Raw genomic sequence first — 24,900 nt, forward strand, 5'->3', positions numbered from 1 at the left:
TGAGCCTCACGGCGTAGGCAGCCGTAATCGTTTGCAGCTCATCGTTATTCCACATGCCGGTTATTCCACATCCCGTTCACTTGTACGCAAAATGCCTGCCCTTGGTCACCCTTCGATCAAGCCGCTGAGTGGTCTGCGGTTTCTTGGAAAGCTTTCTCCTGCAGTTGTTGGACTGCACAGATGGCTTCGTGAGCAGGCCACCCATGGCGTTTCATCAGCTCCTCAACCAGGTAGTCAGGCGAGTTTGAGATTCGTGCATTTAATTCAGCCACTGCCCTGTTATCACGCGCTAAAGCAGAGAGCCGAAGTGATCGGAGTTGTCGAGCATTCGGCTGTTTCATCCCTACACTCTGCACGTTGGTGGCTCGATGCCTTGGGGTGCCTCGACCTCTGATGTTGCCACAGGCGCTCAGAACAGCTGCAGTGACTTCGTTCTGCCCGCTTCCAGGTGCTGCGATCCATCGATACAGCCCTTCACTGCAACTGCAGAAGCAGTCTTCAAAGCACCGATTCAGACACCCCTAGCGCATTGCTCGTTGATCACTATCCCTCCTTGCGGAGTGCCTCATCTCGCATCCGCTGAACCCGCTCCAAAACGGATTCATTGCTCATCCTGTTGTTGAGGCGTTCCACAAGCAGTGGAAATGCCAGCGGGCTGGGCCTCGGGGTTTCAACGTGCAGCCATTCCTGGCTCGCAGCACGCTCCAAGGCTGCCTCCAGTCGAGAGATCTCTAACTGGTCGTTGAGCACCTCCTGTTGTGCCTGCAGCAGCAACCTGTTTTGTGGTTCATGGCGGGTGAACACATCGAAGAGCAGTGACGCACTGATTTGAAGCTGCCCCGTGCTCTTGCTTGATCCGGGGAATCCTCGGTTCATCAGGCCAGCGATCTGGGCAATGGCTCGGAAGCGTCGCCGTTGCAGCTCGGAAAGATTCAGGGCGTTTTTCAGATCGTGCTCCAGCTTTTGTCGATCGAGTAGCAGATCGATGTGGTCTTCCAGCAACTCCGCCATGGGGTAGCTCTTCGGTGCCAACAGTTCAAAGCCGTAGTCGTTGACCGACACCGTGATGGTGCCGCGTTCCAGACGGGTCAGCCGCGAAGCCCAGAGAAAGCCGATGCCTTCATGCACGAACCGACCTTCAAAGGGGTATGCGAAGAGATGCGTTCCCTCCCGGGTGCGACAGGTTTCGATCAATAGTTGTCCAACCGTTGGGAGCACGGAGAGGTCCTGTTGCCGTTCAAACAGTGGCTTTAAAGCCTGTAGTTCAGCGGTGTCGAGATCCCCGCGGCTGGCGCGGTCCACCTCCAGCCGCAGGTGATGGGTGAGCAGATCGGAGAGCGCCATCTGCCCCCCAGCCCAGGCGGGAACCGTGCGCGTTTTCTTCGTACTCACCTTCACGTAGGCGGTCATGTCCCGCAGGCGAACAAATTCCAGCTGGCGTCCGGAGAAGAAGAACACATCTTTCGGTTTCAGCTGGCTGATGAAGGTCTCCTCCACATGGCCGAGCACGGCACCACGCACAAACCGCACCGTGATCGCCGGTGCAGCCGTGATCGTTCCGACGTTGAGACGGTGCAGGCGTGCGATGGCACTTTCTCGAACCCGGTATCGCTGGCTGCTCTCCTCCCACTCAAGCTTGCGGTACCGGGGATAGGCCCCGAGGCACTCCCCGCCCTGCTCCAGAAACAACATGCACCAGTCCCAGTCGTGTTGGCTCAGATCGGCGTAGGCCGCACAGCTCCGCACGGCTTGCAAGGTCTGATCGGGATTGAAGCCAGGGCCGCAGGCCAACCCTGTGAGGTGCTGCAGCAGCACATCCAGAGGAGCTGTGGGAGGTTTGCGTTGTTCCACTAGACCTTCCGCGAGTCCTCGACGCACAGCACTGAGCTCGAGCAGTTCCAGGGCATTGGTGGGCATGAACAGCACCTGGGATGTTCCGCCGGGCAAGTGGGCTGATCGCCCCGCCCGCTGCAGCAGTCGCGCCAGATTCTTGGGGCTTCCGATCTGCACCACCTGTTCGACGGGTTGGAAGTCCACCCCCAGATCAAGAGAGCTGGTGCACACCACCCAACGGATGCTGCCGGCTTTCACGGCGGCCTCGATGGCTTCACGTTCGCTGCGATCGATGGCGCTGTGGTGAAGGGCCAACCCCTCCTCCATTTCCGGACAGGCAAAGAGCAGACACTGGTGCCAACGTTCTGACTGATTGCGGGTGTTGGTGAACAGCAAGGTGCTGATCCCGGGATTGAGGCGGGCCACCAGCTCTTCGTACATCCGCAACCCGAGGTGCCCGGCCCAGGGGAAGCCATCGATCGTTTCCGGGAGGATGCTCTGAATCTCCGTACCGCGGGCCGGGGCTCCTCCGATCAGCTGCGGTTCAGCTGTCGTTCCCAGAGCGTGGCGAGCAGCCTGATCGATGTTGCCGATGGTGGCACTGATCGCCCAGGTCTGGAGCTGAGGGCGGTGCTGCCGCAACCAGCTCAGATTTAGCTCCGTCTGGCTGCCCCTTTTGCTGCCCATTAATTCGTGCCATTCGTCGAGGATCACCGTCTGGAGCTGACCGAAAAGCTCTTCAGCTTTGGCATTACTGAGCAGGAGAGCCAGGGATTCCGGTGTTGTGACCAGAATCTGTGGTGGTGCCTTGAGTTGTTTGGTGCGTTCGCTGCTGCTGCTGTCGCCGTTGCGGATGCCCACTCGAATCGGCCAACCCATCGCCTCGATCGGTTCGCGGATCGCCAGAGACAAGTCGCGGCTTAAGGCGCGCAAGGGCGTGATGTACAGCAGACGTATTCCCTTCAATGGCTGGTCGTCCGCCAACATCCGCGCGATGGGTCCCATGACGGCGGCGAAGGTTTTGCCGGACCCTGTGGGCACTTGAATCAATCCATTCCGCCCCGCCAGATAGGCGCTCCAGGTCTCTTGCTGGAACGGGAGAGGGGTCCAGTTTTTGTGGGCGAACCAGGCCTTGATTGGGCTCAACCGTGGGTCGCTGGCGTTTGGCTTGCTCTCGGAACGTGCCATCAGCGGTTCTGGATCAAAGCCATCGCGGTTTGCAGCGAATCCGCTTCCTCTGCGGGTTTGTCGCGGCGCCAGCGCAGGATTCGCGGGAACCGCACAGCGATTCCCGATTTGTGGCGTTTTGACGGGTGGATGCCCTCAAAGCCGATTTCAAACACCAATTCTGTTTTGAGCGATCGCGCCGGGCCGAAGCGTTGCACTGTGTTCCGACGGATCCACCGGTCGAGCTCAAGGATTTCGGCATCGTTCAGGCCGGAATAGGCCTTGGCGAAGGTCACCAGCTGCGGCTCAGCCGTGTTGGTCCAGAGGCCGAAGGTGTAATCGGTGAACAGATTGGCCCGACGTCCACTCCCTGCCTGGGCATAGATGAGCACCGCGTCGAGCGTCATCGGCTCGAGTTTGTGTTTCCACCAATGGCCGCGTTTTCGTCCGCTCAGATAAGGCGCCTCCACGTGTTTGAGCATCAGCCCTTCGGCGTTGTGCTGACGGGCCTGGTTGCGTTGTTGATCCAGCTCCTCCCAGGTGTCGATCGACCAGGACCGGCTCTGCTGCAACCGCCACGATTCGGGATGCTCGATGTTGCCGAGCAAGTCAGCCAGCTGATTCTGGCGCTGCCTCAATGCCTGCTGGCGAATGTCGATGCCCTGATGTTCCAGTAGGTCGTAGGCGATGAATCGCATCGGACATTCCCTTTTCAACCCCGCTCCAACGGTTTTGCGGCCGAGACGTCGTTGCAGCTGATCGAAGCCAAGCGGTGTTGCCTCGTTCTGCTGCCAGCAGATCAGTTCACCGTCCAGAACGCTTCCGGAGGGCAAGGCCTGGGCGACATCCACTAGTTCAGGGAAGCTGTCGTTAACCAACTCTTCCCCACGACTCCAGAGATAGATCCCTGCCCCGCGATGAATCAGTTGACCGCGGATTCCATCCCATTTCCACTCCAGTTTCCAATCGTTCACCGATGTCTCCCGAAGCCGTTCGGGCTCCAGGGGACTGGCGAGATAAAAGGGGTATGGCGTGCCACTGGAGCGGTGCTCATCCGGCGTCGCTGTTGCGGTGAGTTGAACGAATCGTTCAGCGGAGGGCTCAAACCCGCCCATCAGCCGTTGCACTACCAGTGTTTCTTCGAGATCAAACGCCTCGGCAATGGCGCGGCTGATCAGTCCCGTCGACACGCCGACACGGAACCCCCCTGTGAGCAACTTATTGACGATGAAGTGCTGGTCGAGCGGGATCCTTTGCCAGAGCCAAATCACCGCATTGGCCTGATCGTCGTCGCTTCTGGTGCTGATGGCCGGCAGCAGGGTTTCCATCCACCAGCTGAGGGGCATGTCCCCCTCACCGCTTGGAAGGCCTGGATCCGTGGCTTCAATGCGCTCTTGCACGGCGGGCCAGAGCAGGCTGATGGTTTCAGCTGAGTCGCCCACTTGGCCGTAGCAGTCGTCGATCAGCCAATCCGGAAGACCGCCGCGGTCGCGCAGGATGTCGCGGAGGCGGCGACCGGTGATCAAGCGGCGGCGGCGTTTGCCCAACAGGAGCGTTAACGCCCAAGCCGCTTCCCCTGGATCGACCTCCTGAAAGTGATCCACCAGCGCCTGCACCTTGGCCTTGGTGCCCGTGACCTGATCCAGCTGATTGAACAGGTCCTGAAAGGCACGCATGCGCGCTTGAACGGGGTGCGTCAACAGTCCCGCCATCCTGACAAGACATTTTGTGAGCAGAGATGGAAATCCGGTGGAGACCTGTGTTGATCTGAGCGACAGCTTTTTGGATCAGCCGGATGGCACTCCTCTGGGACAACCTGGCGCAACAACTCAGCAACGTGCGCGCTAGCGCCTCAGCGACGGCCGTCGTGACCCCCGTGCCCGGCTCTGGCACTTCGGATGATCCTTCCGATCGCAGGCGTCGGATGCAGAAGGCGCTTGAGGCGATCAAAGACAGCGGCAACGCAATGATGATCGAGTCGCTCAATGCCGCCATCGAAGGCCGTGAAGCGAACCTGAACCTTCCCGAGCTGCCTGACGGCATCGCCAAGTTCTAATCGGACTCGCCTTCGAACAAGGTCTCCAGCGGTTCCGCATCCACACCCTCCACCTCTCGCAGGTAACGGGCCAGAACGTCGCTCTGCCCATGGGTGACGTAAACCTTGCGGGCGCCGCTGTCGCGAACGGTCTGGAGCAATCCGGGCCAGTCGGCATGGTCACTGAGCACGAACCCTCGCTCGTAACCCCGGCGTCTCCGGGTTCCGCGCACGGCCATCCAACCGGAGGCAAAGGCGGTTTGGGGTGACTTGAAGCGGCGCATCCAGCTGGAGCGATGGGCCGATGGCGGCGCCAGGATCAATCGCCCATGGAGAGGATCCTTGCGGGGCAGTTCACTGACGGGACGACTGGGGGTCATCGGAACCCCCGCCTCGCGGTAGTGACGGGTCACGGTCTCCACGGCGCCGTGCAGCAGCACTTCCTCCTCCACGCCAATGGCCTTGAGTTCGGCCAGCAAGCGTTGGGCCTTGCCGAAGGCGTAGCAGAACAGCAGTGATGGCCTGCTGCGATCACTGGTCCACCAGGCATGGATGGCCTGGGCCACCTGGGCACCGCTCTGCCAGCGATAGATCGGCATCCCGAAGGTGGCTTCGGTGATCAGCACATCGCAGCGCACCGGTTCAAAGGGATCGCAGCTGGGGTCGTCATCGCGCTTGTAATCACCGCTGACCAGCCACACTTCACCCTCGGATTCCAGGCGGATCTGCGCTGAGCCGAGCACGTGTCCGGCACTGTGAAACGACACCTTGCACTGGCCGAGCCAGAGTTCTTCGCCGAAGGCCACCGGGTGAAGCGTGATGTCTTGTCCGAGCCTCTGGCGAAGAACCCCTTCACTGGACGCCACAGCCCAGTACTCCCCGCATCCGGGCCTTGCATGATCGGCATGGGCGTGGGTGATCAGAGCCCTGGGGACTGGGCGCCATGGGTCGACCCATGCCTTCGCTGCTCGGCAGTACAACCCTTCAGGCGTGCGTTCGATCAAGCTCCGCTGCTGATCGCTGCAGACAGTCTGAAAGCCCCGTAGCTTTACCGCGTTTTCTTGCACTGCGATGAAGCTCTTCGTTGCCGCTCTGTTCGCCTCAGCCCTGGCTGTTCCCAGTTCCGCCCTGGCCCAAAAGAAGATTCCAAAAGCGCAAGGTCACAATCAATGCCCCCTGGGTTACGTCAACACCTTGGGCACCACCTGTGTGTCACCGATCTATTACGAGATGATGCCCACCAACGGTGAAGCCTGCCCTTCCGGATGGATGAATGTTGGCGCTGGTTATTGCCGTAAGAAGTAATCAATTCTGTTGGAGTGGTTTCAGACCACTCCAGCGTTCGAGGGTGTTGATCGACTGAACACCCTCGAGCCGCGTTGATTCAGGTCGTGTCCAGGTAGGGATCGATTGAATTCCGGCATCCCGGCATTGGCTCACCTGCTTTGGATACTTGTCGGGCAGACCGCACTCAACGTAATTCAGTCGTCCTCCGGCATGTTTGCCGAAGAGTTTCATCTGCTCCTTGCAGGCTGGGCACCAATGCGCCCCAAAAAACTTGGCGCCAACCGTATTGAGGTGGTCGGCCAATTTAATTGTTTGTGGTGTGGATTCCGTAGCGGGTTGAGGGATTGGTTGATTCCAGGGTTGTGCAACCACCTTCAGGCTCGAACCCCCCGCGACGAGAGCCAGACCGGCCAAGACGTCGATGCCCCATACACGGCTCACAGGACGCTCCTCAAAACAATGTTTTAGGGCTCGAAAATCTATTCCAATCCCATGGATTGGACGTCGCAAGCAGTGTCAACCTCTCGGGCAAGCTGCTTGAGATCACCGTCGATGTAGCTGACTCCAGTCCGAGGTCCGCCCGATCGGAGTTTCAACTGCTTGCCTGTGGCGATGGAGTAGGTCGCCTTGAGTTGATCCACATTTTTTGTGCCTCGTGCCCATTCCTCACAGAGGAACGCCTTTCTCTCTTGCTCGCTCATGGTTGAGCAGGCTGCGAGGAGCACCGCCATGCCCAGTCCACACCATTGCTGAAAATCTTTGATGGTCGCCTGATCCGGTTTCACCGGCTCATCTCAAGCATGCGCTGCATGGGTTTCAGGGCCTTCAGGCGCACGGTTTCATCCATGTCGATTGCAGGCGTCAGGGTCTCCAGGCAGGCCTTCAGTTTCTCAAGGGTGTTGAGCCGCATGTAAGGGCAGGCATTGCAGCTGCAGCCATCCAGCCCAGGGACGTCGAGCAGCGTCTTCTCGGGCACCCGTTGCTGCATCTGATGCAGGATCCCCGGTTCCGTCAGAACGATGAAACTGTCTGAGGCACTTTGTTCTGTGTAGTTCAAGAGTTTGCTGGTGGAGCCAATGAAGTCCGCCAGGTCCAGCAGGTTCTGCTGGCATTCGGGATGGGCGATGACTTCAGCCGAGGGATGTTCGTGCTTGAGCGCAAGCACGGCTTCTTCGCTGAATGTTTCGTGGACGATGCAGCGTCCCGGCCAGAGGGTCAGCTCGCGACCGCTCTGTTGCTGCACCCAGCGCCCCAGGTTTTGATCTGGTGCGAACAGAACCGGCTGATCCGTTGGTAGTTGATTGACCAGATCCACGGCATTGCTGCTGGTGCAGATCAGATCGCTCTGCGCTTTCACTGCTGCCGTGCAGTTGATGTAACTCACCACGAAGTGATCGGGGTGATTCGAACGAAACCGGGCGAAGTCGTCTGCTGGGCAGTCATCCGCCAGGGAGCAACCAGCATCCAAATCCGGCAGAACCACCGTTTTTTCTGGGCTGAGAATCTTGGCGGTCTCTGCCATGAAATGCACACCGCAGAACACGATCACATCTGCGTTGGTGCTGGCAGCTTGTCGTGATAGTTCCAGTGAGTCGCCAACGAAATCGGCGATGTCTTGAATCTCCGGTTCCTGGTAGTAATGCGCCAGGATCACGGCATTGCGGTCTTCGCGAAGCCGGTTGATCGCCGCAACAAGGGCGGTGTCAGCGCTCATCAGGACCGGTTCGGGGCAGGATGAACACAGCCTAGGCATCCGCTCTGACGCACCTGCGACTTGCCATTGCTGGTGATCTGCATGGCGCCTGGGGCGATGCGGATGAGCAGCTTCTGCAGATCCTCAAGCCCGATGCTGTTCTCTTCGTTGGTGATCTCTCCGATGGCGACCTGCGTCTGACGCGCAGGATCACGCGTCTTCCGTTTCCCGTGGCCGTGATCCTGGGGAATCACGATCGTGGGCGGGATCGCAGTGGCGGCATCCTTGAGCAGCAACTAGCTGTACTCGGTGATCTTCACTGTGCTTGGCGGGCCATCCAATGGCCGGAGCTCCCCTTGACGATTGTCGGTGCACGTCCCTGTAGTGCTGGAGGTGGTTTTCATCTCTCAAATGCCGTGGAGGCGGTTTACGGACCGGTGTCGCTTGAGGCGTCCGCCGATCGGATCGTTCAGGCCGCGGCAGGTGTCCCCGCCGATCAGCCCTTGATCGTGATGGCCCATTGCGGTCCCACGGGACTGGGCTCGGATGCAGCCAGTCCGTGTGGTCGGGATTGGAAAACGCCAGCTGTTGACTGGGGTGATCAGGATCTTGCCCTCGCCTTGGATCGCATGGCGCGGAATCGACCTGCAGATCTGGTGATTTTCGGCCACATGCACCATGCCCTCAAACGGGGCTCCGGGCTCCGGCAGAACCTGCTGCGCCACCGCCACGGAACGGCACTGATCAATGCTGCCTGCGTGCCGCGCTCCGGGCTTGATGGGCATGATCGGCCGCTTATGCATCTTTCCTGGGCTGAATTCCAGGGCTCCCAACTGACTCAGCTGGCCCATCGTTGGTACACCTCAGACGCTGAGTTGATCCATCAGGAGCAGTTGCCGATGGATGCTCCCTCGTCGTGCTGATCTACACCTGCAGCAGCAGCCATGGCTTTGGCCACGCGGCTCGGGATGCAGCAGTGCTGCAGGCGCTTCGACGCCTGCGGCCTGAGTGGACTCTGGTCATGAGCTCGGGTCTCCCACCCCCTGTGCTGAAGCGTCTGCTGGGGGATTCGTCCATTCAGCAACGTTCCTGTCATTGGGATGTGGGCATGGTGCAAGCGGATGCTCTCGGTGTGGATCGTGCGGCCACGCTCACCGCCTTGGATCTGCTCGAGCAGAGGTTGCCGGCCTTGATTGAGGCCGAAGCCAGCTGGTTGGCGGCACAGGAGCAGCCAGTGCTCATTTTCGGCGACATTCCCCCGGCCGCAGCCGCTTTGGCGCAGCGGGTGAGGGCCCCCCTTGTCTGGATGAGCAATTTTGGATGGGATGACATCTATGCACCCTTGGGCCCTGCGTTCCAACGGGCTGCTGAAGCAGCAGCAGAGGCCTATCGCTGCGGTGATCTGCTGCTTCGTTGTCCGTTTGATCTACCCATGAACTGGGGCCTGCCTGAACGGAGGCTCGGGTTGGTCTGCGGTACGCCGCAAGCGATCCCGGCGGATCTGGAGGCTTGCTTCGATGCTCTCCACGTTCCAGTGGTTCTCGTTGGGTTCGGTGGCATCGGTCTGTCCCTTCGCAGTGATCTTTTTCAGCTTTGGCCCAACCACCATTTCCTACTTCCGGCCTCAGCCACGGCCTCGCAACAGCCTGAGCTGGCTGAACTCCCCAACCTCACAGTTCTGCCGGAGGGGGTGCGTCCTGTCGATGTGCTCGGCCGCTGTTCCCGTTCTCTGGGGAAGCCGGGATTTAGCAGCTTCTGTGAGGCGATGGCCCAGGGTGTTGGGCTTCACGTGGTTGAGCGCAGCGGATTTGCTGAAGCGTCGGCCTTGATGGATGGCCTGCAACGGCACGGTCAGCACCGATTCCTCAGCCGGCTGGAGCTGGACGCAGGGGCATGGCAGTTGGACCAGCCTTTGTTGGCGCCCACGGAGGCACCTCTTTCTGCATTAGGGGCTCAAGAAGCCGCTTTGGCACTGGTGAGCTGGGTTGAAGGCATTTTTAATTTTCAGCCTTAAAACAATCTTTTTCGCGCCAATTCGCGCCCACGCTGATGGCTTGTCCAATTGTTTGACTGGCATATATACCTATTGCTTTGAACCTTTGGTTCGACAAAGTCACCGCGAGTGGAAAATTTTTCCGCCTGAGCACCTCATCCGCTTCTGATGTGCTTCTCGTCCTCTTCGGAGGGCATGCTCTTTGAACGCTTTTTATGGCTATCTCTGCATTCATCGGTCGTCAGACGCTTTCAGCGGCCGTGATCGTCGGAGTTCTGCCTGCCGTTTGTTCCGTTCTGCCCGCTCAAGCCAGCTTGCTGCCCCCTGCCTCGCGGGCGCAGTTGGTTCACACCCCCGAAGTCCAGCCCAGCCTGGCAATTCCATATGTGATTACGCCCGAACGTCGGGCAATGCTCAACACGATTCGCTTCGCTGAAGGCACCTGGAAAGGCGGTCTGGATGTTGGCTATCGGGTGATGTTCGGTGGTGGCTTGATGCCCTCTCTCGACCGTCATCCCAATCGCGTGATCTACAGCTCCCGCTACGCCAGTGCGGCTGCCGGGGCCTACCAGTTCATGCCGTTCACCTGGAATCTGGTCCAACGCAGCATCGGTGTACGGGGCTTTGGTCCTGAGGCTCAAGATCAGGGAGCTTTGTTTTTGATTCAGCGCCGTAAAGCACTTGTTCTGACCGACAGCGGTGTCCTCAGCCCAATCCTCGCTGCCAAGCTGGCTCCTGAGTGGGCGTCATTTCCCACCCTTGCTGGTCGGAGCTACTACGGCCAGCCCGTCAAAAAATATGCGCGGCTGCGCTCGTTTTACGACGTGAATCTTGCTGAGCTCCGACGCCTCCGCGATCTGAAGCGTCAGGCCCTCGTTGCTCCTCCTTCGATCTGCACCGGGTCGCGCATCGCTTGCGCAACCCAGCTCTGAGGGGCATCAATTCTCCTCAACCTTCTGTGTCGCTCTGTAGTCGACGCCCCACTGTCACCTGGGCGATCAGATAGGCAGCAATCCCCCCACCGAGGAAGCCAACGGTGTTTCTCAGAATGGGCAAATACTCAGATGTTCGCGTGATGACGGGCGCGATGCCGAAGACGCCAAACAACATCACCCAAAGTGGTGACAGCAAAAGCATCCAGCCCCAGGCAATCGTTTCATCGTCCTTACGGGGGTAGGCCGCAAAGCCTGCAATTAAGCCTCCAAAAACCGATGTGGTTAGCGTCCACAGCCACTGTTCTTGCGGAAGTCCTGGCACGACCTGACAGCCGCCCCGGTCAAGACAGATCTCCACAGCATTGAGCGCATCGAGCACAGCTCCGTCTTCACCGTGCTCCTTTACGTAGTACTGGTTGCCGTAACGGGTCTGCAGTTCGACCCAGTAGGTGCGCGGCATCATCGCGAAGTAGGCATCGCCGACGTTGAAGTTCAGCAGATTCCCCCCCCGTGGGTCTGCCACCAGCAGCAGGCTGCTTTCATCCAGCCCCCAGAACTCGCGAATGGCTAGTCCTGGCGTGCGTTCGTACTGCGTCAACACCCGCATTTTCCAGCCAGTGCGTTCCTCCACATCACCAAGGGATGCCTCCAACTGGGCCCTTTGGGTATCACTGAAAACCTTGGCGAGGTCGATCACCGGGGTGGGGTGATCCGGCAGTAGCTCGGGGTTGTCGTAGGCATCAGCGGGAGTCACCAGAACACCCAGGCTGACCAGAGCCACCACGACGAAGCTCCACAGATGTTGGATGCGATGTGTTCCCATGGAACTGCTGCAGCGACCGGCATTCTCTCCAATGAAACCGATGGCTGCGGCCTGTCCCGACTGGTTGGCAACGCATCTGCAACAGGCGGGGGGTGCCGTTCCGTTTTCCCGGTTCATGGATCTGGCTCTCAACGAGCAAGAGCATGGCTACTACGGAGCAGGCCGTGCCCGCATCGGAACCCAGGGTGATTTCGTCACGTCTCCATCCCTGGGCAGCGACTTCGCTGCACTGCTGGCGCCCCAACTTCTGACCTGGCTCGCTTCGCTGTCCAGAAGGGATTCTGATCAGCGCCTTTCGATTGTGGAAATCGGGCCTGGGGAAGGCCATCTTGCCCATGATCTAATCGCCCAACTTCGCTGTTCCGACTCAGCGCTACTGCCTCATATCGAGATGGTGCTGGTGGAGGTCAACCCCGGCATGCGTCAGCGACAGCAGGCCCTGCTTCAGCAGGTGGATGGTTTGTCGGTGCGGTGGTGCTCCCTTGAGCAGCTGCGGAGTGATCCGGTGCGTGGGGTGGTGATCGCCCATGAGTTGCTGGATGCCCTCCCGGTAGAGCGATTGGTGTGGCGTGATGGATCACTCCAACAGGAGTGGGTTGAACTTGATCAAACCCATGGGCTGCGGACGACCCATCGGCCCCTGCCAGTTGCATTGCAGGACGAGATCAAGCGTGTGTGCATCAATCGCGGCATCCAGCTGCCTCCCCCCGATGCAGAGGAGGGTTGGACCACGGAGTGGAACAGTGCACTGCCCGATTGGTTCGCCACGGTGGCCGCCGCTTTGGATGCAGGAGTGCTCCTCGTGATTGATTACGCCCTGGAAGCCCATCGCTACTACACGGCTCGGCGCTCGGAGGGCACCCTCATGGCTGTTCGAGCCCAAGAGGCGGGCCTGTCGCCGTTGCATCAGCCCGGCGAGCAGGATCTCACGGCACATCTCTGCATCGATCTTGTTGCTGAGGCCGCCAAGCGCAGCGGCTGGTTGGAGGGTGATCAGGCCAAGCAGGGTGAGGCGCTGCTTGCACTGGGACTAGCGGAGCGTCTCCATGACCTTCAACAGCTGCCTGGCCAACGTTTGGCGGAAGCCTTGCAGCGCCGTGAAACCCTGCTTCGGCTGGTGGACCCTTCGGGTCTTGGTGCCTTCCGCTGGCTCACCTATCTCTGGGGATTGCCCGAGGGGGGCTTCAGCCTTGCAGCAGCTCCAGGCAACTCAGAATCTCCTCGCGACTGACGTCATCGCGAATTTCGACGGAACCGATTCCTGTTGGGAGAACGAAGCGCAACCGACCATCGCGAACCTTCTTGTCACCCTGCAAGCTGTCCAGAACCGCCTCCGCTGAGAGAGCGGGCAAGGCAGTTGGCAGGCCCGCTCTTTCGATTACCCGGCGTTGCCGATCCGCGTCTTCGCGACTCCAGCTACTCCGCAGCACGGCGAGTTCGCCCACCGCCACCATGCCGATGGCGACTGCTTCTCCATGCAGCCAGGTGCCGTAGCCGCACAGTGTTTCAACCACGTGGCCGAAGGTATGGCCGTAATTCAGGATTGCTCGCAAACCTCCTTCCCGTTCATCAGCCTCCACCACTCGTGCCTTCGCAGCAGCGGATCGACCCAGGATTGAGTTCAAGCGCTCGGCTCCAAGCCCCGAGGGCGTGCTCGGGTCATTGCAGGCCTCCAGCTCATCAAACAGTTCCGTATCTCCGAGAATTCCGTATTTGATGACCTCCGCCATGCCGGCACGGAATTCCCGTTCGGGAAGGGTGTCGAGGGTCGATGGATCGATTAGCACCAGTCGAGGCTGGTGAAAGGCTCCGATCAGGTTCTTGCCGTGTGGATGGTTGACGCCGGTCTTGCCACCGATGGACGCATCGACCATGGCTAGAAGGGTCGTGGGCACCTGGACGACCTGAATGCCCCGCAGCCAGGTTGCTGCCGCAAAACCAGTCATGTCTCCCACAACGCCACCGCCCAGGGCCACCATCAACGAGCTGCGTTCGAGCTTTGCGCTGTAGGCCGCATCGTGAATTGCTGCCACGGTGGCAGGCGTCTTCTGATGTTCGCCGGCGTCAATCACCAGGAGTTCAACGCTGAAGCCTGCGTCCTTGAGGCTTGTCAGGCACACGTCGCCATAGGGGGTGGCGACATCCGGGTTGCTGACCACAAGAACACGACGACCCTGCTGGACTCCTGATCCCAGCATCTGCTGGCCGAGGCTGGCCAGGCCGCCTGCTCCGATCACAACGTCGTAGGGATTGCGCTCCAGCGCAACGCGGATGTGATGCAACGGGGTGATTGTGGTCATGAAACCGTTGGAACCCACCTACTCTCGCAACAGTGTCGCTGGTCCAGTGCTCGACCGATCAGGGCTCGACAAATCAGTGCGCAACTCCCTTTCAGCCTGGGCGTTCCTCCTGCCGGCGGTGATCCTGATCAGTCTGTCGGTGTTGGTTCCGGCGTTGATGGCCTTGGTGATGAGTTTCACCGCCACGGGGCTGGACGTCAGTGAACCCCTGCGCTTTGTGGGCCTGGCCAATCTTCAGCGGTTGGTGTCGGATCCCATGGCGCGGCAGGTGCTGGTCACCACATTTCTGTATCTGATCGGTGTGGTGCCTCCCATTGTTCTGGGGGCATTGGCGCTAGCTGTTCTGGTCAACCAGGGTTTGCCAGGACGTTCCTTGCTGCGGGGTGCCTTCTACACCCCCGTGCTGGTGTCAATCGTGGTTGCTGCGATTGCCTTTCGCTGGCTTTACGCCGAGAACGGTCTGATCAACGGATGGTTGAGCGTGCTGCTCGGCGATGCCTTTAGCCCGATCGGTTTTCTCACAACCCCGCAGCTGGCGCTTCCAGCGGTGATGTTGGTGACCCTCTGGAAGGGGCTCGGCTACTACATGGTCATCTTTCTGGCGGGTCTCCAGGGCATCCCCAAGGAGCTCTACGAGGCAGCTGAGTTGGATGGCAGCGAGGGCTGGAGAAAGCATGTCGACATCACCTTGCCCTTGATGGGCCCCTACGTGACCCTGGTCGCTGTCGTGTCGTCGATTGCTGCCACGAAGGTTTTTGAGGAGGTGTTTCTGATGACCCAGGGAGGTCCGGCCGATGCCACGCGAACCATCGTGTATTACGTCTATGACCAGGCCTTTGCTGAATTGGAGATCAGCTACGCCTGCACCTTGGGCTTGGCCCTGTTCCTAGTGGTCCTTCTGTTCACGATGATTCGTCTGGCCTTTGCCGGCGATCGTCCGTTGATTTGACGCTGTCATCGGCCCCGCTAGGTGGCAAGCTGCGGGAGACGGCTCGGACACGATGATCGGTGTTGTGGGAGGTGGTCAGCTGGCACGGATGCTTGTGCAGGCCGCCACGCAACGAGAGGTTCCGATCGCGGTGCAAACCTCCAATGCAGCGGATCCTGCCGCCGGCTTGGCGGCGCGTCATGTTGAGGCGGATCCCCGGGATGTGGCTGGAACCCGTGAACTGGTGGTGGGTTGTGACGGTGTCACCTTCGAGAACGAGTGGGTCAACATCGACGCCCTTCTTCCGCTTGAGCAGCAGGGGGTTCGCTTCCGCCCGTCGTTGGCCGCTCTGTCGCCACTTGTCGACAAACTCTCGCAGCGTCAGCTGCTCGACGATCTGGCGATTCCCAGTTCACCCTGGTGTCCGCTCAGTTTGATTTCTTCGGCCCAACCTGCTCTTCCCCAGGGTTGGACCTTTCCTGTGATGGCGAAGGCGTCCCGTGGGGGATACGACGGCAAGGGCACTGTGGTGCTGCGCGATATAGATGCCCTTGCGCAGTTGTTGCGGGCCGTCACGGCAGACGACTGGCTCCTGGAATCGTGGGTGGATTACGAGCTGGAGCTGGCTCTCGTCGTCAGCCGAGATCAAAAAGGAAGGATCCGCCACTTCCCACTGGTGCAAACCCACCAGCATCAACAAGTCTGTGACTGGGTTCTGGCACCTGCGCCGGTGGACCCGTCGGTGGCGGCTTTGGCCTACAACGTTGCGGCATCGCTGATGACGAAGCTCAGTTACGTCGGCGTGCTGGCTTTGGAATTCTTTTACGGGCCAGCAGGTCTGCAAGTGAATGAAATTGCCCCTCGCACCCACAATTCAGGCCATTTCTCCATCGAGGCTTGCACCAGCAGTCAGTTTGATCAGCAGCTCTGCATCGTGGCCGGACTCCCCGTGCCGGAGCCAGAGCTGAGCAGCTGCGGTGCCTTGATGGTCAACCTGCTGGGCCTGGATCCAGCCCGCCATGCCCCTTTGGATCAGCGGCTTCAGGCGCTTGAGGCCATACAGGGTCTTCATCTGCACTGGTACGGCAAGTCGCCGGAGACGCCGGGTCGCAAGTTGGGGCATGTGACGCTGCTTCTCGAGGGCGACACGGTTCTGAAGCGGCGCGATGAGGCCGACTTAGCACTGGCGGCCATTCGCAGGATCTGGCCTCTCCAGAGCGAGAGTCCCGATTAGTGTTGTGGATGAACTGCTGTGTTGGTGACGGCCTTTCTTTAGTGCTCTGATCTGACTCTCTTTCGACTTGGGGAGACTGTCGTGACGGTGACGTAGACCGGCCATGCAGCCGGAAACGAAGCCCCACTTTGTCGCCCCTTCTGGTTCTTCCAGGTCGATCACTGGGGCTCGCACGGCATGGTGGTTCACCCTCTTCAACCTCTGCCTGGCGTGAGGAATTTTTTAAAAAGCTGTGAAAAATGGCTCTTATCTATTTCATTAATAGTTTGAATGCGTTTGTTTTTGAAAACTGTATTTCATAATGCTGTGTTTGGTGAATGAGTTTTTGGGCTTCTAACTTATTATCTAGTGGGTTTTGTGGTCTGACTTCCGGTGAGGAGGGCTGTTCTTGTTAGTGGGGTAATCCTCTCATCATCCAAGACTCTGCAAGAAAGAACAAAAGGAAGAATGTGCCGATGCAAATGACCAGGGTCTTGCCGTTCACTATGTCATCGTTAGCTCTTGTGGAGTCTAAATTCTTTGCGTCGAGGCTGCACTAAACGATGTTCGAGCGAAGGTGTAATGGTTGATTCAATCAAGCTTCTCGTGATCTAGCCTTCGGAGTGGTTGAACTCTTGGAGTGCATATTGGGCGAGGCATTTGTTTTTTTCTGTATCGGTCAGCGAGATGGTGGTCACGCTTTGATGCCAGTTTCGACGGTTGATCAGTTCGTTGAATTCGGTTAGCGCTTCTTCAAGATCGTCGAAGACTCCTATGCTCTCGGTGCTTTGTGGTCCTTGCCTGACTGCAATTTCAAGGGGCATGGGAGATCTTTGGAGCTTTCGAAGGTTACCCGTGAGGTGATGTGTAGTCGATGATGCTTACTGCTATGTGAACATGTCTTGTCAATCACTTGGCCGTCTTTAAGGTCTGGATGGTTGCAGTGCTGTGATGCGCGATCCTCGGCTCGATGAGTTGATTCAAATGGAAACCTGGGATTGGTGGAAGGCTCAGGTTTTTTATCTGCGGGAAAAGAAGGATTATGCGGGTGCCGAAGCCTTGTTTTTAGAATTCAAGTTAACGTCCCCGGAATCAAATGCTTGAGGCTTGATTGATCTTGTCAGTATTGTGAAAGTTAAGATCTAGTCTGTTTTTATCCAGATTCTTTTTATTAATTAGGTCTTCGCTGTTGTCTGAATGTCAAGCATCCATGCTTTTGCTGCTGTGTTCTTGGTGGCAGCCGGAATGTCGTGCTTCCACCTTTCAAGCAGCCCCAGGGTGAGCGCCGTTACCTTTCTGCCTGATGACGCTGAAATCGCTTGCCGAGCGATTCTTCCCCAGTGTTTCAAGCGATCCGACTGGGCTGCACTCTGCGCTGGTGATCCCGACTTTGCGGAGGGCCATCCAGAGTCCTGTCGAGCTGCAGGCTTCGAGCAAGAACCACCTCAGGGGCGGTGATGCAATACAGCCCTCTCCAGGTCAGGTCGACTCATGGATGTCACGACAAAAACCTCTTGGGCTGAGCTTCCTTTGCGAGCGACCAGCTTGTACCCCCCATGGATTTGCGTCGACACCCGTAGCTGAAGATCGGGACTTCTCCCACGGACCCTGCAGATCACAGCAGGGGTGATCGTTTGAATATTCGTCTCCTGAGCCAGCGCCTTCAGCCATGGGATCAATCCCTGCACATAGGTGCTGTGGGTGATGACAACCCGGCCCAAAGCTGAATGAAAACCTGAGAACTGGTGAAAGTTAGCCACTTTGGCTATGCCAGAGAGAGAGCTCCGGAGCTGTGATGCTGAAATCAGTTGACGCTCTTCGCCTCGTGATTCGCGGCCCACTGGAAGATGCGTGCGGCCCTCAGGCCCGCATGCTCACCGCAGAGGTGCACGGAACAGAAGTACGGGGTCTGGCCATCTGCCCTGGTCGTGTGGTTCGTTTTGTGATGGATGAACGGTTACAGCGTCTGCAGATTGATGATCGACTCCGGTTGACCAAGGCCAGCCGCAAACCAGCTGCCTAGATCAACAGCGTTCTATTGGGGCCATGGTGAGTCCCTCGGCCTGCAGCTGCTGGTGGTACAGCTCGGCTTGCTCTAGGGGGCCACACCAAACCTCAGCTGAACCCTGTCGATCAATCTTGTTCGCAAGGTTCCAGGCATTGTCCTCACTCATGCCAGGAATGATCTTGCGCAGGCAATCCACCACATGCTGGAAGGTGTTGACATCGTCGTTCAAGACGATGACGCGAGCTTGGGGATAGCGCTGGGTCGTCTCCTGGCGCTCCATCACTGCAGAGGAACCGGGGCTGGAGCTGGTCATGACAGTTGCCTCCCGCAGTACGAAATCATGCTTGACCCTAGGTAGGATCTCAACATTCAAGCGGTCAAGCGCATGTTGTTCACTCTGGGTTGGGCTTCCTTGGCCGCCATGTTCAGTTTCTCTATCGCCATGGTCGTCTGGGGACGCAACGGTGACGGAACCCTGAACTTCTGATCGAATCTGTGCTTCAAGACGCACCACTTCTTAGCCAGACCCTGGCGGTCACGGCAGCAGTGCTTCTTGGCTTCGTCAGCGTTGCGGTGATCTACCTCTCAACGATCGAATGGAGAGACCGGCGACGCCGCAAGGGTCCAACCAAATCTTCATCCTGATTGGTTCCATTCGGAGGCAGCTGGTTGCCTATCCGTGCACGGCTCTCCTGCTGGGTCTGATTCTTGTTGTTCCTAGCCTTCTGCTCAGCGCGTCCAACCTCACGCCCACTCTGAATCGCCGAGGAACAGCAGAGCTGTTCGAGATCACAAGAAGCGCTCGGCTGGTTCAGAGTTTTGAAGCTGATCCAACATCTCCTGTACCTCTGATCTGGCAGAAGCGGCTTTCTCCTGATGCTGCTCTTGATCGTTGGAAACGCCACGGACGTGCAGTTTGGTGGCTGATCTGGCTGGATGACGGTGAACCCGTTCTTGCTCTCCCGAGCTCATCGGATCCGTCTTCTCTGGATCTTCTTTTTGCTGATGAGCTGCATCGCATCAGCTTTGATCAACTCCCCCCGCTTGAGTCACGTACACCGTCGCCACTGGAGCAGAACTGCCTGAAGCGTCTCACCAGCGCAACGGCTGTTCAGTGGCAACCATCGGGGTTGGCGTCGATCAGTGGGCCCCTGTTCCCCTCCTTGGCAAGTGTGTCTCACGGCTGCCTGCGGGTTGTGCTTCGGGGAGATCGGCTCATGGCTGAGGGGCCTGTCGCCTCCAGACCCTTTGTCTCCCTAAAGGATGGACTGGCTCGCGGTCGAATCAAGCGTGTTCGGTTCGATTCCTCCTTGAGTTATCTCCAGCTGAACAGCGTTGCTTTACAGCCACTGCTCGGATCCTTTCTGAACAACCCTTTGATCGCTGAGCAGCTGACCAGCCGTTATGGACTCCCTCAGGAGCTTCGTGATGTTCTGCTCGCTGCTCCTGTCGTTCTGCGCGTGGATGGCCTCGACGATGGTCGCTTTCGCGCCTCCGTTCAAGCCAGGTTGATGGTTCCAGCTGATCAAATCGGCCAACTCAAGGCCAGCCTTGATGCTGTTTCAACAGCATTGTTGCGGCGCGGATTCCAACGTGAGCAACGCCCACTGCTGATGCCCAAGGGGCCAAGCTCCAACCGTTTTGCCGATGTCTGGCTTGATCCCCAGGGTGATCCCAGTGGTGGATGGTCGATTGGTCCTGAGACGCAGGGACGGGTTGAGATGTTGCTTGCCTTGGGCGAAGCACCGACTCTTGATCAGGGCCCTCTGAAACGCCATGGTCAACAACGTCTTCGTCTCCGAGGCCGACCAAATGAATTGGTTCGGCTGGGCTGGCTTGGACCGGGCTGGCCCAGTGTGATTCGCAACGCATCTCAGCTGGAGCTTGAGATGACAGCACTGCCTAAAGAGCGACAGCCCGGATGGCTGCGGCTTCAGCTGGCACTGCCCTGAGCCTGTTCCGCTAAACGGCGCTCCTTTTTCCGCTTTTCGGCCGCAATGGTTTCTTGCACCAGGTCAACCGCCTGGTCCATCCGTTCCCTGTTTGAGCCAAACAGCGACAGATCTTTCTCGACACGATCTGCGGGTAAGCCGAGGCTTTCGGCGAGTTCCTTGCACTTTTCCCCCAGGGCCTGACTGTCAGGGCTGGTGCCATCCACTTCGGCAGCCTCAAGCAGGCGCATCAGGCCTACTGCCATCAATCGCGAATAGTGGCCGCCATCGGGGAGACATTTGGAGGACAGCCAGGTCTTGATGCTGTCTAGATCTTTGCCTTTGGCCTCATCAATCAGCATTGTGCTGGTCTTACGCAGGCCTGCAGCGTCAAAGCCATTGCTGCTACAGAGGGCGCTGAACAACCCTTCTGTCTGGGCTTCCGGCCGATATCCCTTCGTAAAGGTGTCGAACACTGTGCAGAGTCCGACGCTGAAGAGCTCATTGGCTTCAAAGCGACTCTGATGGCTCAGCAGGTGTAGCTCCACCAGCAACTCGTCAGCGAGCCGGCGATACAGCGGCGCGATGACGTGGGGAAAGGACTGATGAAACGACCGTTTGCTGTCTGCGATGGTCTGACTTTCGGCCAACGTGCAGTCCATGAATGAATGGCCGGAACCCTAGCGCCGCAGACATCGCCGTTAGGATTGTTTGACCCTGCTCAAGCTCAAATGATCCCGATTGTGATTGAGGAGTCCGGCCGGGGGGAAAGGGCCTTTGACATTTATTCCCGACTCTTGCGCGAGCGGATCATCTTCCTTGGTGAAGCAGTCACGAGTGACTCTGCCAATCGGATCGTTGCTCAGATGTTGTTCCTCGAAGCTGAGGATCCTGAAAAAGATATCTACCTCTATATCAACTCCCCTGGAGGCTCTGTTTACGACGGCCTCGGCATCTTCGACACCATGCAGCACATCAAACCAGATGTGCACACCGTTTGTGTGGGCCTCGCCGCCAGCATGGGTGCCTTTCTTCTCTGTGCCGGCACCAAGGGCAAGCGCAGCAGCCTTCAGCATTCCCGAATCATGATTCACCAGCCTTTGGGTGGTGCACAGGGACAGGCGAGTGACATTCGGATCCAGGCTGATGAAATTCTCTTCCTGAAGGATCGACTCAATCAGGAGCTTGCTGATCGCACAGGTCAACCGCTGGACCGTATTCAGCACGACACGGACCGTGATTTCTTCATGTCCCCCACCGAAGCGGTGAACTACGGCTTGATTGATTCGGTGATCGACAAGCGCCCCGTTCAGGCTGTCGCTTGAAGCGGGGTGGATCCAAAAACGGAGGTTTAAAAAACAACCGTCCCAGCAAGATTTGCCCGGTATGCGCCCGACCATTTGAGTGGCGCAAGGCCTGGAGAAATTGTTGGGATGACGTTGTCTACTGTTCCGATCGCTGTCGTCGACGTAAGAACAAATCGAACCCATAAAAAAGCCCCCGCCTGATTAAGGCGGGGGCTTTTGGTTGTTGGACCTTGGACTCAGTCCAGGGTGACGACGGTGCGGTCTTTTTCAGGAACAGCGGTGAATTCAGCGACAACAGCCTTGAACTCATCACCATTCATGGTTTCCTTCTCAATCAGCAATTCCACCAGGCGGTCGATAGCTTCGCGATTGGAAGCCACGATCTCCACGGTTTCGTCATAACAGCGCTTTACCATGTCGCGCACCTGGATGTCGATCTGCTGGGAAATCGACTCGGAGATTTCGCTACGAGACATCAAATCCCTGCCTAGAAAGACTTCCTGACCACCACCCTCAAGGGCAACAGGTCCAAGATCACTCATGCCTAGCCGGGTCACCATGTTCCTGGCCATCGAAGCCACCTGCTGGATGTCGCCACCAGCTCCAGTGGTGACTTCTTGGTGACCGAAAACAACGTCTTCGGCTGCCCGACCGCCAAGAGCGCCCATGATTCGCGCCTTGAGCTGTGCACGGGTGACAAGGGTTTGCTCCTCATCCGGCGAGAACCAGGTGAGACCTTGAGCTTGACCACGAGGAACCAGGGTGACCTTCTGAACAGGGTCGTGATCCTTAACCAGAGTTCCGATCAGGGCGTGACCAACCTCGTGGTAAGCGATCAGACGCTTGCTGCGACCGTCGGTAAGGGGACGTCCTTCCATGCCGGCGATGATGCGGTCGACCGCGTCGTCGATCTCACTCAGACCGATGGAGTCCTTCCTTCGGCGGGCGGTGAGGATGGCTGCCTCGTTCATCAGGTTGGCCAGGTCCGCACCGGTGAAACCAGGGGTTCGGCGGGCAATGCTTTCTAGAGAAAGCTCTGCGTCAAGCTTCTTGTTGCGGCAGTGAACATCGAGGATGGCAAGACGACCTTTGATGTCAGGAGCATCAACGGTCACCTGGCGATCAAAACGACCGGGTCGCATTAACGCTGAATCGAGTACGTCGGGACGGTTGGTCGCCGCAATAATGATGATTCCGCTATTTCCTTCAAATCCATCCATCTCCGTCAGGAGCTGGTTCAGCGTCTGCTCGCGCTCGTCGTTGCCTCCACCGATTCCCGCACCGCGCTGACGGCCAACGGCATCGATTTCATCGATAAAGATCAAGCAAGGGCTGTTTTCTTTGGCCTTTTTGAACAAGTCGCGGACACGGCTGGCACCAACACCAACAAACATCTCAACAAACTCAGAGCCCGAAAGAGCAAAGAACGGAACCCCTGCTTCACCTGCAATGGCTTTTGCGAGAAGTGTTTTGCCTGTTCCAGGAGGGCCGACCAGCAGCAGGCCACGCGGGATCTGAGCACCCACGGAAGTAAATCGCTCGGGCTGCTTGAGGAAGGTGACGACCTCTTCGAGTTCCTGCTTGGCTTCTGTGACGCCTGCGACGTCGTCAAACATCACGCCAGTTTCGGCTTCCATCATGAACTTCGCCTTGCTCTTGCCAAATTGCATGGCTTGACCAGGGCCGCCAGGCATGTTGCTGTTGCGGCGGGCCAGAAAAATCAGCGCACCAATCAGCAAAAGTGGGAACAGGAGATTGCCCAGCACGCCAAGGGCAGGTGGTGCCGTGCGAGGGGGATGGATATCGAAGCTGATGCCTTCAGTTTTGAGTGTGTTGATCAGCTCCGGAGCAAGACCTGGGAGGTCAACGCGAAGTCTCTGAACTCTGTTGTCGAGGTCTGGATCGACAGCCTCCACGACTGCATTACGGCCCCCGTCATAGATATCAACGGCGGTCACACGACCTGCTTCGACGTAGTCGAGGAATCGGCCGTAGCTCATGCGGGCCACCGCTGCATTGCGTGGAGCAACAGTGGTGCCATTGCTGTCTTGGCTGAGGCTATTGATGCCTCCGTTGCTGACCACCTGCCAACCAATCAGCAACACGACGCCGATCGGCAGAAGCCAGAGAGCAAGAAGGCGCCAGCGCTGATTCATGAGCTGAAAGAAATAATTAACTAGTGTAAAGGAGATGGACTGGATTTCGGGGGCCTTGTTTAGAGGCTTCTCAGGGCCACAATCGGGTCGAGCTTGGCGGCTCTACGGGCCGGAACGACGCCGAAGAACAGTCCGATCGATCCTGAGAGTCCCACCGTGACAACAACTGTTGTCGCGCCGATTGCGGCCGGGAGTGGAGTGAATGCAGCCACAAGGCTCACTGTTCCCAGACCAACCAAGGTGCCGATGGCGCCGCCCAGGCTGGCGAGCACCAGCGACTCCACAAGAAACTGCTGCAGCACATCGCTGCTGCGGGCTCCCAAGGCCTTGCGCAGACCGATCTCCTCGGTGCGCTCGCTCACGGAGACCAGCATGATGTTCATGATCCCGATGCCGCCCACCAGGAGAGAGATCCCTCCGATGGCAGCGAGCATCAGAGTGAGGCCTCCGGTGATGGTGCCGACGATGGTGAGGGCATCCTTCTGGGAACGCACCGCGAAATCGTCATCCCGAAGAATCCGGTGACGCTGCCTCAGCAGATTGGTGATCTGGAACTTGGCAGCGCCCGTGCTTTGTTCATCCCTTGCTTCAACACTGATGAAGGTGAGGCTGACGCCGTAAATGGGATCCCGACCGGTGATCCGGCTCACCATTGTTGAGAGAGGGATATAAGCATTTTCATCCTGGTTGCTCCCGAACACGGCTCCTTTCGGGGCCATCACACCGACAACCTTGAAGGCCTGATTGCCAATGCGAACCTGCTGACCGATCGCCGCACCGGTTGGAAACAGTTTTGTCCGCAGATCAGAGCCCAAAACCGCAACAGCCCGAGCGCCTGATTCGTCTTGGGAACTAATGAAACGTCCCTTCGCTACCTCAAAGCTGCGAACCGGCACAAACTCCGGTGTGACGCCGTAGATCGAACTTGTGGCACTGCGCGCCCCGGCCTGAACCACCTGGTTGCTGTTGATTTGGGGCGCCACCCGCTTGACGCTGGGGACTTGTTCCGCGATGGCTTCTGCGTCTTCAAGCACGAGGGTCTTCGGACGCGTTACTCCCTGGCGACGGGTGTTGTTGTTGCCCGGAACCACAAACAAGACGTTGGCGCCGAGATTGGTCAGCTGCTCTTCAGCCAGCCCCTGAGCACCACGTCCAACGCCCACCAGGGTGATCACCGAGGCGTTTCCGATCACGATGCCCACCATGGTGAGCAGGCTGCGAAGTCTGTTGCTCCGCAGGGTGGACAGGGCCATCCGCACCGTTTCAGTGGCGGGCATGCGCCGGTTCATGG

General features: G+C 58.4%; 29 protein-coding genes and 1 other RNA gene. 16 read left to right on the forward strand and 14 right to left on the reverse strand.

All coding sequences use genetic code 11. The features are described 5' to 3' along the window. Positions 1 to 543: 543 nt before the first annotated feature. Positions 544 to 3,021 carry a ligase-associated DNA damage response DEXH box helicase gene (locus FZZ92_RS02855; protein WP_226422532.1) on the reverse strand — a complete coding sequence of 826 codons (2,478 nt, stop codon included), beginning with the start codon at positions 3,019 to 3,021 and terminating at the stop codon, positions 544 to 546. Beyond that, positions 3,021 to 4,676: an ATP-dependent DNA ligase gene (locus tag FZZ92_RS02860; protein WP_226422533.1), complete on the reverse strand. Its 1,656-nt coding sequence runs from the start codon at positions 4,674 to 4,676 to the stop codon at positions 3,021 to 3,023. The genes FZZ92_RS02855 and FZZ92_RS02860 overlap by 1 nt, the downstream gene beginning before the upstream one ends. A 119-nt stretch (positions 4,677 to 4,795) precedes the next feature. Here FZZ92_RS02860 and FZZ92_RS02865 point away from each other — a divergent pair, with 119 nt between their 5' ends. Then, positions 4,796 to 5,056: a hypothetical protein gene (locus tag FZZ92_RS02865; protein WP_226398518.1), complete on the forward strand. Its 261-nt coding sequence runs from the start codon at positions 4,796 to 4,798 to the stop codon at positions 5,054 to 5,056. Here FZZ92_RS02865 and FZZ92_RS02870 read toward each other — a convergent pair. Continuing rightward, a complete protein-coding gene (locus tag FZZ92_RS02870; protein ID WP_226422534.1) occupies positions 5,053 to 6,039 on the reverse strand; it encodes a ligase-associated DNA damage response exonuclease in 987 nt (328 codons plus the stop codon). The genes FZZ92_RS02865 and FZZ92_RS02870 overlap by 4 nt on opposite strands. Positions 6,040 to 6,106: 67 nt before the next feature. On the opposite strand from FZZ92_RS02870, the gene FZZ92_RS02875 reads away from it, so the two are divergent. After that, positions 6,107 to 6,340 (forward strand): hypothetical protein, encoded by a 234-nt coding sequence (locus FZZ92_RS02875; protein WP_226398516.1) that lies wholly within the window; start codon positions 6,107 to 6,109, stop codon positions 6,338 to 6,340. On the opposite strand, the gene FZZ92_RS02880 is transcribed toward FZZ92_RS02875, so the two are convergent. From FZZ92_RS02880 to nadA, 3 genes are read right to left on the reverse strand one after another with little or no spacing between them, the layout of a single operon-like run. Beyond that, positions 6,341 to 6,763, reverse strand: coding sequence for a hypothetical protein (locus FZZ92_RS02880; RefSeq protein ID WP_226398515.1), 423 nt, complete (start codon positions 6,761 to 6,763; stop codon positions 6,341 to 6,343). It abuts the gene before it with no gap. A gap of 38 nt (positions 6,764 to 6,801) precedes the next feature. Next, positions 6,802 to 7,107, reverse strand: a complete 306-nt coding sequence (locus FZZ92_RS02885; protein WP_226398514.1) for a hypothetical protein — start codon at positions 7,105 to 7,107, stop codon at positions 6,802 to 6,804. After that, positions 7,104 to 8,036 carry a quinolinate synthase NadA gene (gene nadA / locus FZZ92_RS02890; protein ID WP_250398587.1) on the reverse strand — a complete coding sequence of 311 codons (933 nt, stop codon included), beginning with the start codon at positions 8,034 to 8,036 and terminating at the stop codon, positions 7,104 to 7,106. Before nadA ends, FZZ92_RS02885 begins: the two co-directional genes overlap by 4 nt. Positions 8,037 to 8,149: 113 nt before the next feature. On the opposite strand from nadA, the gene FZZ92_RS02895 reads away from it, so the two are divergent. From FZZ92_RS02895 to FZZ92_RS02905, 3 genes are all read left to right on the forward strand, one after another. Then, positions 8,150 to 8,938, forward strand: coding sequence for a TIGR04168 family protein (locus tag FZZ92_RS02895; RefSeq protein WP_370629828.1), 789 nt, complete (start codon positions 8,150 to 8,152; stop codon positions 8,936 to 8,938). Then, positions 8,932 to 10,029, forward strand: coding sequence for a hypothetical protein (locus tag FZZ92_RS02900; RefSeq protein ID WP_226422535.1), 1,098 nt, complete (start codon positions 8,932 to 8,934; stop codon positions 10,027 to 10,029). The genes FZZ92_RS02895 and FZZ92_RS02900 overlap by 7 nt, the downstream gene beginning before the upstream one ends. A 194-nt stretch (positions 10,030 to 10,223) precedes the next feature. After that, positions 10,224 to 10,940 (forward strand): glycoside hydrolase family 104 protein, encoded by a 717-nt coding sequence (locus tag FZZ92_RS02905; RefSeq protein ID WP_115021978.1) that lies wholly within the window; start codon positions 10,224 to 10,226, stop codon positions 10,938 to 10,940. A gap of 16 nt (positions 10,941 to 10,956) precedes the next feature. Here FZZ92_RS02905 and FZZ92_RS02910 read toward each other — a convergent pair whose 3' ends face one another. Continuing rightward, positions 10,957 to 11,766, reverse strand: a complete 810-nt coding sequence (locus FZZ92_RS02910) for a TPM domain-containing protein (RefSeq protein WP_115021980.1) — start codon at positions 11,764 to 11,766, stop codon at positions 10,957 to 10,959. Between FZZ92_RS02910 and FZZ92_RS02915 the strand changes: the two genes are divergently transcribed. Beyond that, positions 11,765 to 12,997, forward strand: a complete 1,233-nt coding sequence (locus FZZ92_RS02915; protein WP_226398510.1) for a class I SAM-dependent methyltransferase — start codon at positions 11,765 to 11,767, stop codon at positions 12,995 to 12,997. The two genes, FZZ92_RS02910 and FZZ92_RS02915, sit on opposite strands and share 2 nt — an antisense overlap. Here the strand turns inward: FZZ92_RS02915 and aroB are convergent. After that, complete coding sequence (gene aroB / locus FZZ92_RS02920; protein ID WP_226398509.1) at positions 12,951 to 14,066, reverse strand: 3-dehydroquinate synthase; 1,116 nt, start codon at positions 14,064 to 14,066, stop codon at positions 12,951 to 12,953. The two genes, FZZ92_RS02915 and aroB, sit on opposite strands and share 47 nt — an antisense overlap. Before the next feature lie 76 nt (positions 14,067 to 14,142). Here aroB and FZZ92_RS02925 point away from each other — a divergent pair, with 76 nt between their 5' ends. The 3 genes from FZZ92_RS02925 (at position 14,143) to ssrS (ending at position 16,419) form a co-directional block, all read left to right on the forward strand. After that, entirely contained in the window at positions 14,143 to 15,015 is an 873-nt protein-coding gene (locus FZZ92_RS02925) for a carbohydrate ABC transporter permease (RefSeq protein WP_226398593.1), read from the forward strand. A 52-nt stretch (positions 15,016 to 15,067) separates the two neighbouring features. After that, positions 15,068 to 16,228: a 5-(carboxyamino)imidazole ribonucleotide synthase gene (locus FZZ92_RS02930; protein WP_226398508.1), complete on the forward strand. Its 1,161-nt coding sequence runs from the start codon at positions 15,068 to 15,070 to the stop codon at positions 16,226 to 16,228. A 7-nt stretch (positions 16,229 to 16,235) separates the two neighbouring features. Beyond that, a non-coding RNA gene (ssrS, locus tag FZZ92_RS02935) (6S RNA) lies at positions 16,236 to 16,419 on the forward strand. 399 nt (positions 16,420 to 16,818) lie between these two features. Here the strand turns inward: ssrS and FZZ92_RS02940 are convergent. Then, the gene (locus FZZ92_RS02940) at positions 16,819 to 17,031 is read right to left on the reverse strand and encodes a hypothetical protein (RefSeq protein WP_226422536.1); all 213 of its coding nucleotides are present in this window, start codon (positions 17,029 to 17,031) and stop codon (positions 16,819 to 16,821) included. A 127-nt stretch (positions 17,032 to 17,158) separates the two neighbouring features. Here FZZ92_RS02940 and FZZ92_RS02945 point away from each other — a divergent pair, with 127 nt between their 5' ends. Together FZZ92_RS02945 and FZZ92_RS02950 are read left to right on the forward strand one after the other, a co-directional pair. Then, entirely contained in the window at positions 17,159 to 17,311 is a 153-nt protein-coding gene (locus FZZ92_RS02945) for a hypothetical protein (protein WP_226397584.1), read from the forward strand. 174 nt (positions 17,312 to 17,485) lie between these two features. After that, positions 17,486 to 17,665 carry a hypothetical protein gene (locus FZZ92_RS02950; RefSeq protein ID WP_226397585.1) on the forward strand — a complete coding sequence of 60 codons (180 nt, stop codon included), beginning with the start codon at positions 17,486 to 17,488 and terminating at the stop codon, positions 17,663 to 17,665. Here FZZ92_RS02950 and FZZ92_RS02955 read toward each other — a convergent pair. Further along, a complete protein-coding gene (locus FZZ92_RS02955; RefSeq protein WP_115094020.1) occupies positions 17,653 to 17,928 on the reverse strand; it encodes a DUF2103 domain-containing protein in 276 nt (91 codons plus the stop codon). The genes FZZ92_RS02950 and FZZ92_RS02955 overlap by 13 nt on opposite strands. 74 nt (positions 17,929 to 18,002) lie before the next feature. Between FZZ92_RS02955 and FZZ92_RS02960 the strand changes: the two genes are divergently transcribed. Continuing rightward, complete coding sequence (locus FZZ92_RS02960) at positions 18,003 to 18,230, forward strand: hypothetical protein (protein WP_226422537.1); 228 nt, start codon at positions 18,003 to 18,005, stop codon at positions 18,228 to 18,230. A 1-nt stretch (position 18,231) separates the two neighbouring features. Here the strand turns inward: FZZ92_RS02960 and clpS are convergent, their stop codons facing one another. Beyond that, positions 18,232 to 18,528 carry an ATP-dependent Clp protease adapter ClpS gene (clpS, locus tag FZZ92_RS02965; RefSeq protein ID WP_115094018.1) on the reverse strand — a complete coding sequence of 99 codons (297 nt, stop codon included), beginning with the start codon at positions 18,526 to 18,528 and terminating at the stop codon, positions 18,232 to 18,234. A 72-nt stretch (positions 18,529 to 18,600) separates the two neighbouring features. On the opposite strand from clpS, the gene petN reads away from it, so the two are divergent. After that, positions 18,601 to 18,702: a cytochrome b6-f complex subunit PetN gene (gene petN, locus FZZ92_RS02970; RefSeq protein WP_011364412.1), complete on the forward strand. Its 102-nt coding sequence runs from the start codon at positions 18,601 to 18,603 to the stop codon at positions 18,700 to 18,702. 109 nt (positions 18,703 to 18,811) lie between these two features. Then, positions 18,812 to 20,167 (forward strand): hypothetical protein, encoded by a 1,356-nt coding sequence (locus FZZ92_RS02975; protein WP_226422538.1) that lies wholly within the window; start codon positions 18,812 to 18,814, stop codon positions 20,165 to 20,167. Here the strand turns inward: FZZ92_RS02975 and psb29 are convergent. After that, complete coding sequence (gene psb29, locus FZZ92_RS02980; protein ID WP_226422680.1) at positions 20,149 to 20,796, reverse strand: photosystem II biogenesis protein Psp29; 648 nt, start codon at positions 20,794 to 20,796, stop codon at positions 20,149 to 20,151. The genes FZZ92_RS02975 and psb29 overlap by 19 nt on opposite strands. An 81-nt stretch (positions 20,797 to 20,877) precedes the next feature. On the opposite strand from psb29, the gene clpP reads away from it, so the two are divergent. Both clpP and FZZ92_RS02990 read left to right on the forward strand, forming a co-directional pair. Further along, positions 20,878 to 21,471, forward strand: a complete 594-nt coding sequence (gene clpP / locus FZZ92_RS02985) for an ATP-dependent Clp endopeptidase proteolytic subunit ClpP (RefSeq protein ID WP_115021998.1) — start codon at positions 20,878 to 20,880, stop codon at positions 21,469 to 21,471. Beyond that, a complete protein-coding gene (locus FZZ92_RS02990; protein WP_115022000.1) occupies positions 21,468 to 21,638 on the forward strand; it encodes a DUF2256 domain-containing protein in 171 nt (56 codons plus the stop codon). Before clpP ends, FZZ92_RS02990 begins: the two co-directional genes overlap by 4 nt. 51 nt (positions 21,639 to 21,689) lie before the next feature. Here the strand turns inward: FZZ92_RS02990 and ftsH are convergent, their stop codons facing one another. Next, positions 21,690 to 23,609, reverse strand: coding sequence for an ATP-dependent zinc metalloprotease FtsH (gene ftsH, locus FZZ92_RS02995; protein ID WP_115094014.1), 1,920 nt, complete (start codon positions 23,607 to 23,609; stop codon positions 21,690 to 21,692). A 59-nt stretch (positions 23,610 to 23,668) separates the two neighbouring features. Then, positions 23,669 to 24,898, reverse strand: coding sequence for an ABC transporter permease (locus tag FZZ92_RS03000; RefSeq protein WP_115022005.1), 1,230 nt, complete (start codon positions 24,896 to 24,898; stop codon positions 23,669 to 23,671). Between the last annotated feature and the right edge of the window lie 2 nt (positions 24,899 to 24,900).

The organism is Synechococcus sp. MU1611 (genome assembly GCF_020514255.1).
Taxonomy (GTDB): Bacteria; Cyanobacteriota; Cyanobacteriia; order PCC-6307; family Cyanobiaceae; genus Parasynechococcus.

Coding starts and splice junctions, on each gene's coding strand:
- FZZ92_RS02860 (WP_226422533.1), bottom strand. CDS start 4,676: ATGCGTGCCTTTCAGGACCTGTTCAATCAGCTGGATCAGGTCACGGGC.
- petN (WP_011364412.1), top strand. CDS start 18,601: ATGTTGTTCACTCTGGGTTGGGCTTCCTTGGCCGCCATGTTCAGTTTC.
- FZZ92_RS02945 (WP_226397584.1), top strand. CDS start 17,159: ATGCGCGATCCTCGGCTCGATGAGTTGATTCAAATGGAAACCTGGGAT.
- FZZ92_RS02975 (WP_226422538.1), top strand. CDS start 18,812: ATGGAGAGACCGGCGACGCCGCAAGGGTCCAACCAAATCTTCATCCTG.
- clpS (WP_115094018.1), bottom strand. CDS start 18,528: ATGACCAGCTCCAGCCCCGGTTCCTCTGCAGTGATGGAGCGCCAGGAG.
- FZZ92_RS02915 (WP_226398510.1), top strand. CDS start 11,765: ATGGAACTGCTGCAGCGACCGGCATTCTCTCCAATGAAACCGATGGCT.
- FZZ92_RS02905 (WP_115021978.1), top strand. CDS start 10,224: ATGGCTATCTCTGCATTCATCGGTCGTCAGACGCTTTCAGCGGCCGTG.
- clpP (WP_115021998.1), top strand. CDS start 20,878: ATGATCCCGATTGTGATTGAGGAGTCCGGCCGGGGGGAAAGGGCCTTT.
- aroB (WP_226398509.1), bottom strand. CDS start 14,066: ATGACCACAATCACCCCGTTGCATCACATCCGCGTTGCGCTGGAGCGC.
- FZZ92_RS02855 (WP_226422532.1), bottom strand. CDS start 3,021: ATGGCACGTTCCGAGAGCAAGCCAAACGCCAGCGACCCACGGTTGAGC.
- FZZ92_RS02960 (WP_226422537.1), top strand. CDS start 18,003: ATGCTGAAATCAGTTGACGCTCTTCGCCTCGTGATTCGCGGCCCACTG.
- FZZ92_RS03000 (WP_115022005.1), bottom strand. CDS start 24,898: ATGAACCGGCGCATGCCCGCCACTGAAACGGTGCGGATGGCCCTGTCC.
- FZZ92_RS02930 (WP_226398508.1), top strand. CDS start 15,068: ATGATCGGTGTTGTGGGAGGTGGTCAGCTGGCACGGATGCTTGTGCAG.
- FZZ92_RS02875 (WP_226398516.1), top strand. CDS start 6,107: ATGAAGCTCTTCGTTGCCGCTCTGTTCGCCTCAGCCCTGGCTGTTCCC.
- FZZ92_RS02865 (WP_226398518.1), top strand. CDS start 4,796: ATGGCACTCCTCTGGGACAACCTGGCGCAACAACTCAGCAACGTGCGC.
- FZZ92_RS02910 (WP_115021980.1), bottom strand. CDS start 11,766: ATGGGAACACATCGCATCCAACATCTGTGGAGCTTCGTCGTGGTGGCT.
- FZZ92_RS02940 (WP_226422536.1), bottom strand. CDS start 17,031: ATGCCCCTTGAAATTGCAGTCAGGCAAGGACCACAAAGCACCGAGAGC.
- nadA (WP_250398587.1), bottom strand. CDS start 8,036: ATGAGCGCTGACACCGCCCTTGTTGCGGCGATCAACCGGCTTCGCGAA.
- ftsH (WP_115094014.1), bottom strand. CDS start 23,609: ATGAATCAGCGCTGGCGCCTTCTTGCTCTCTGGCTTCTGCCGATCGGC.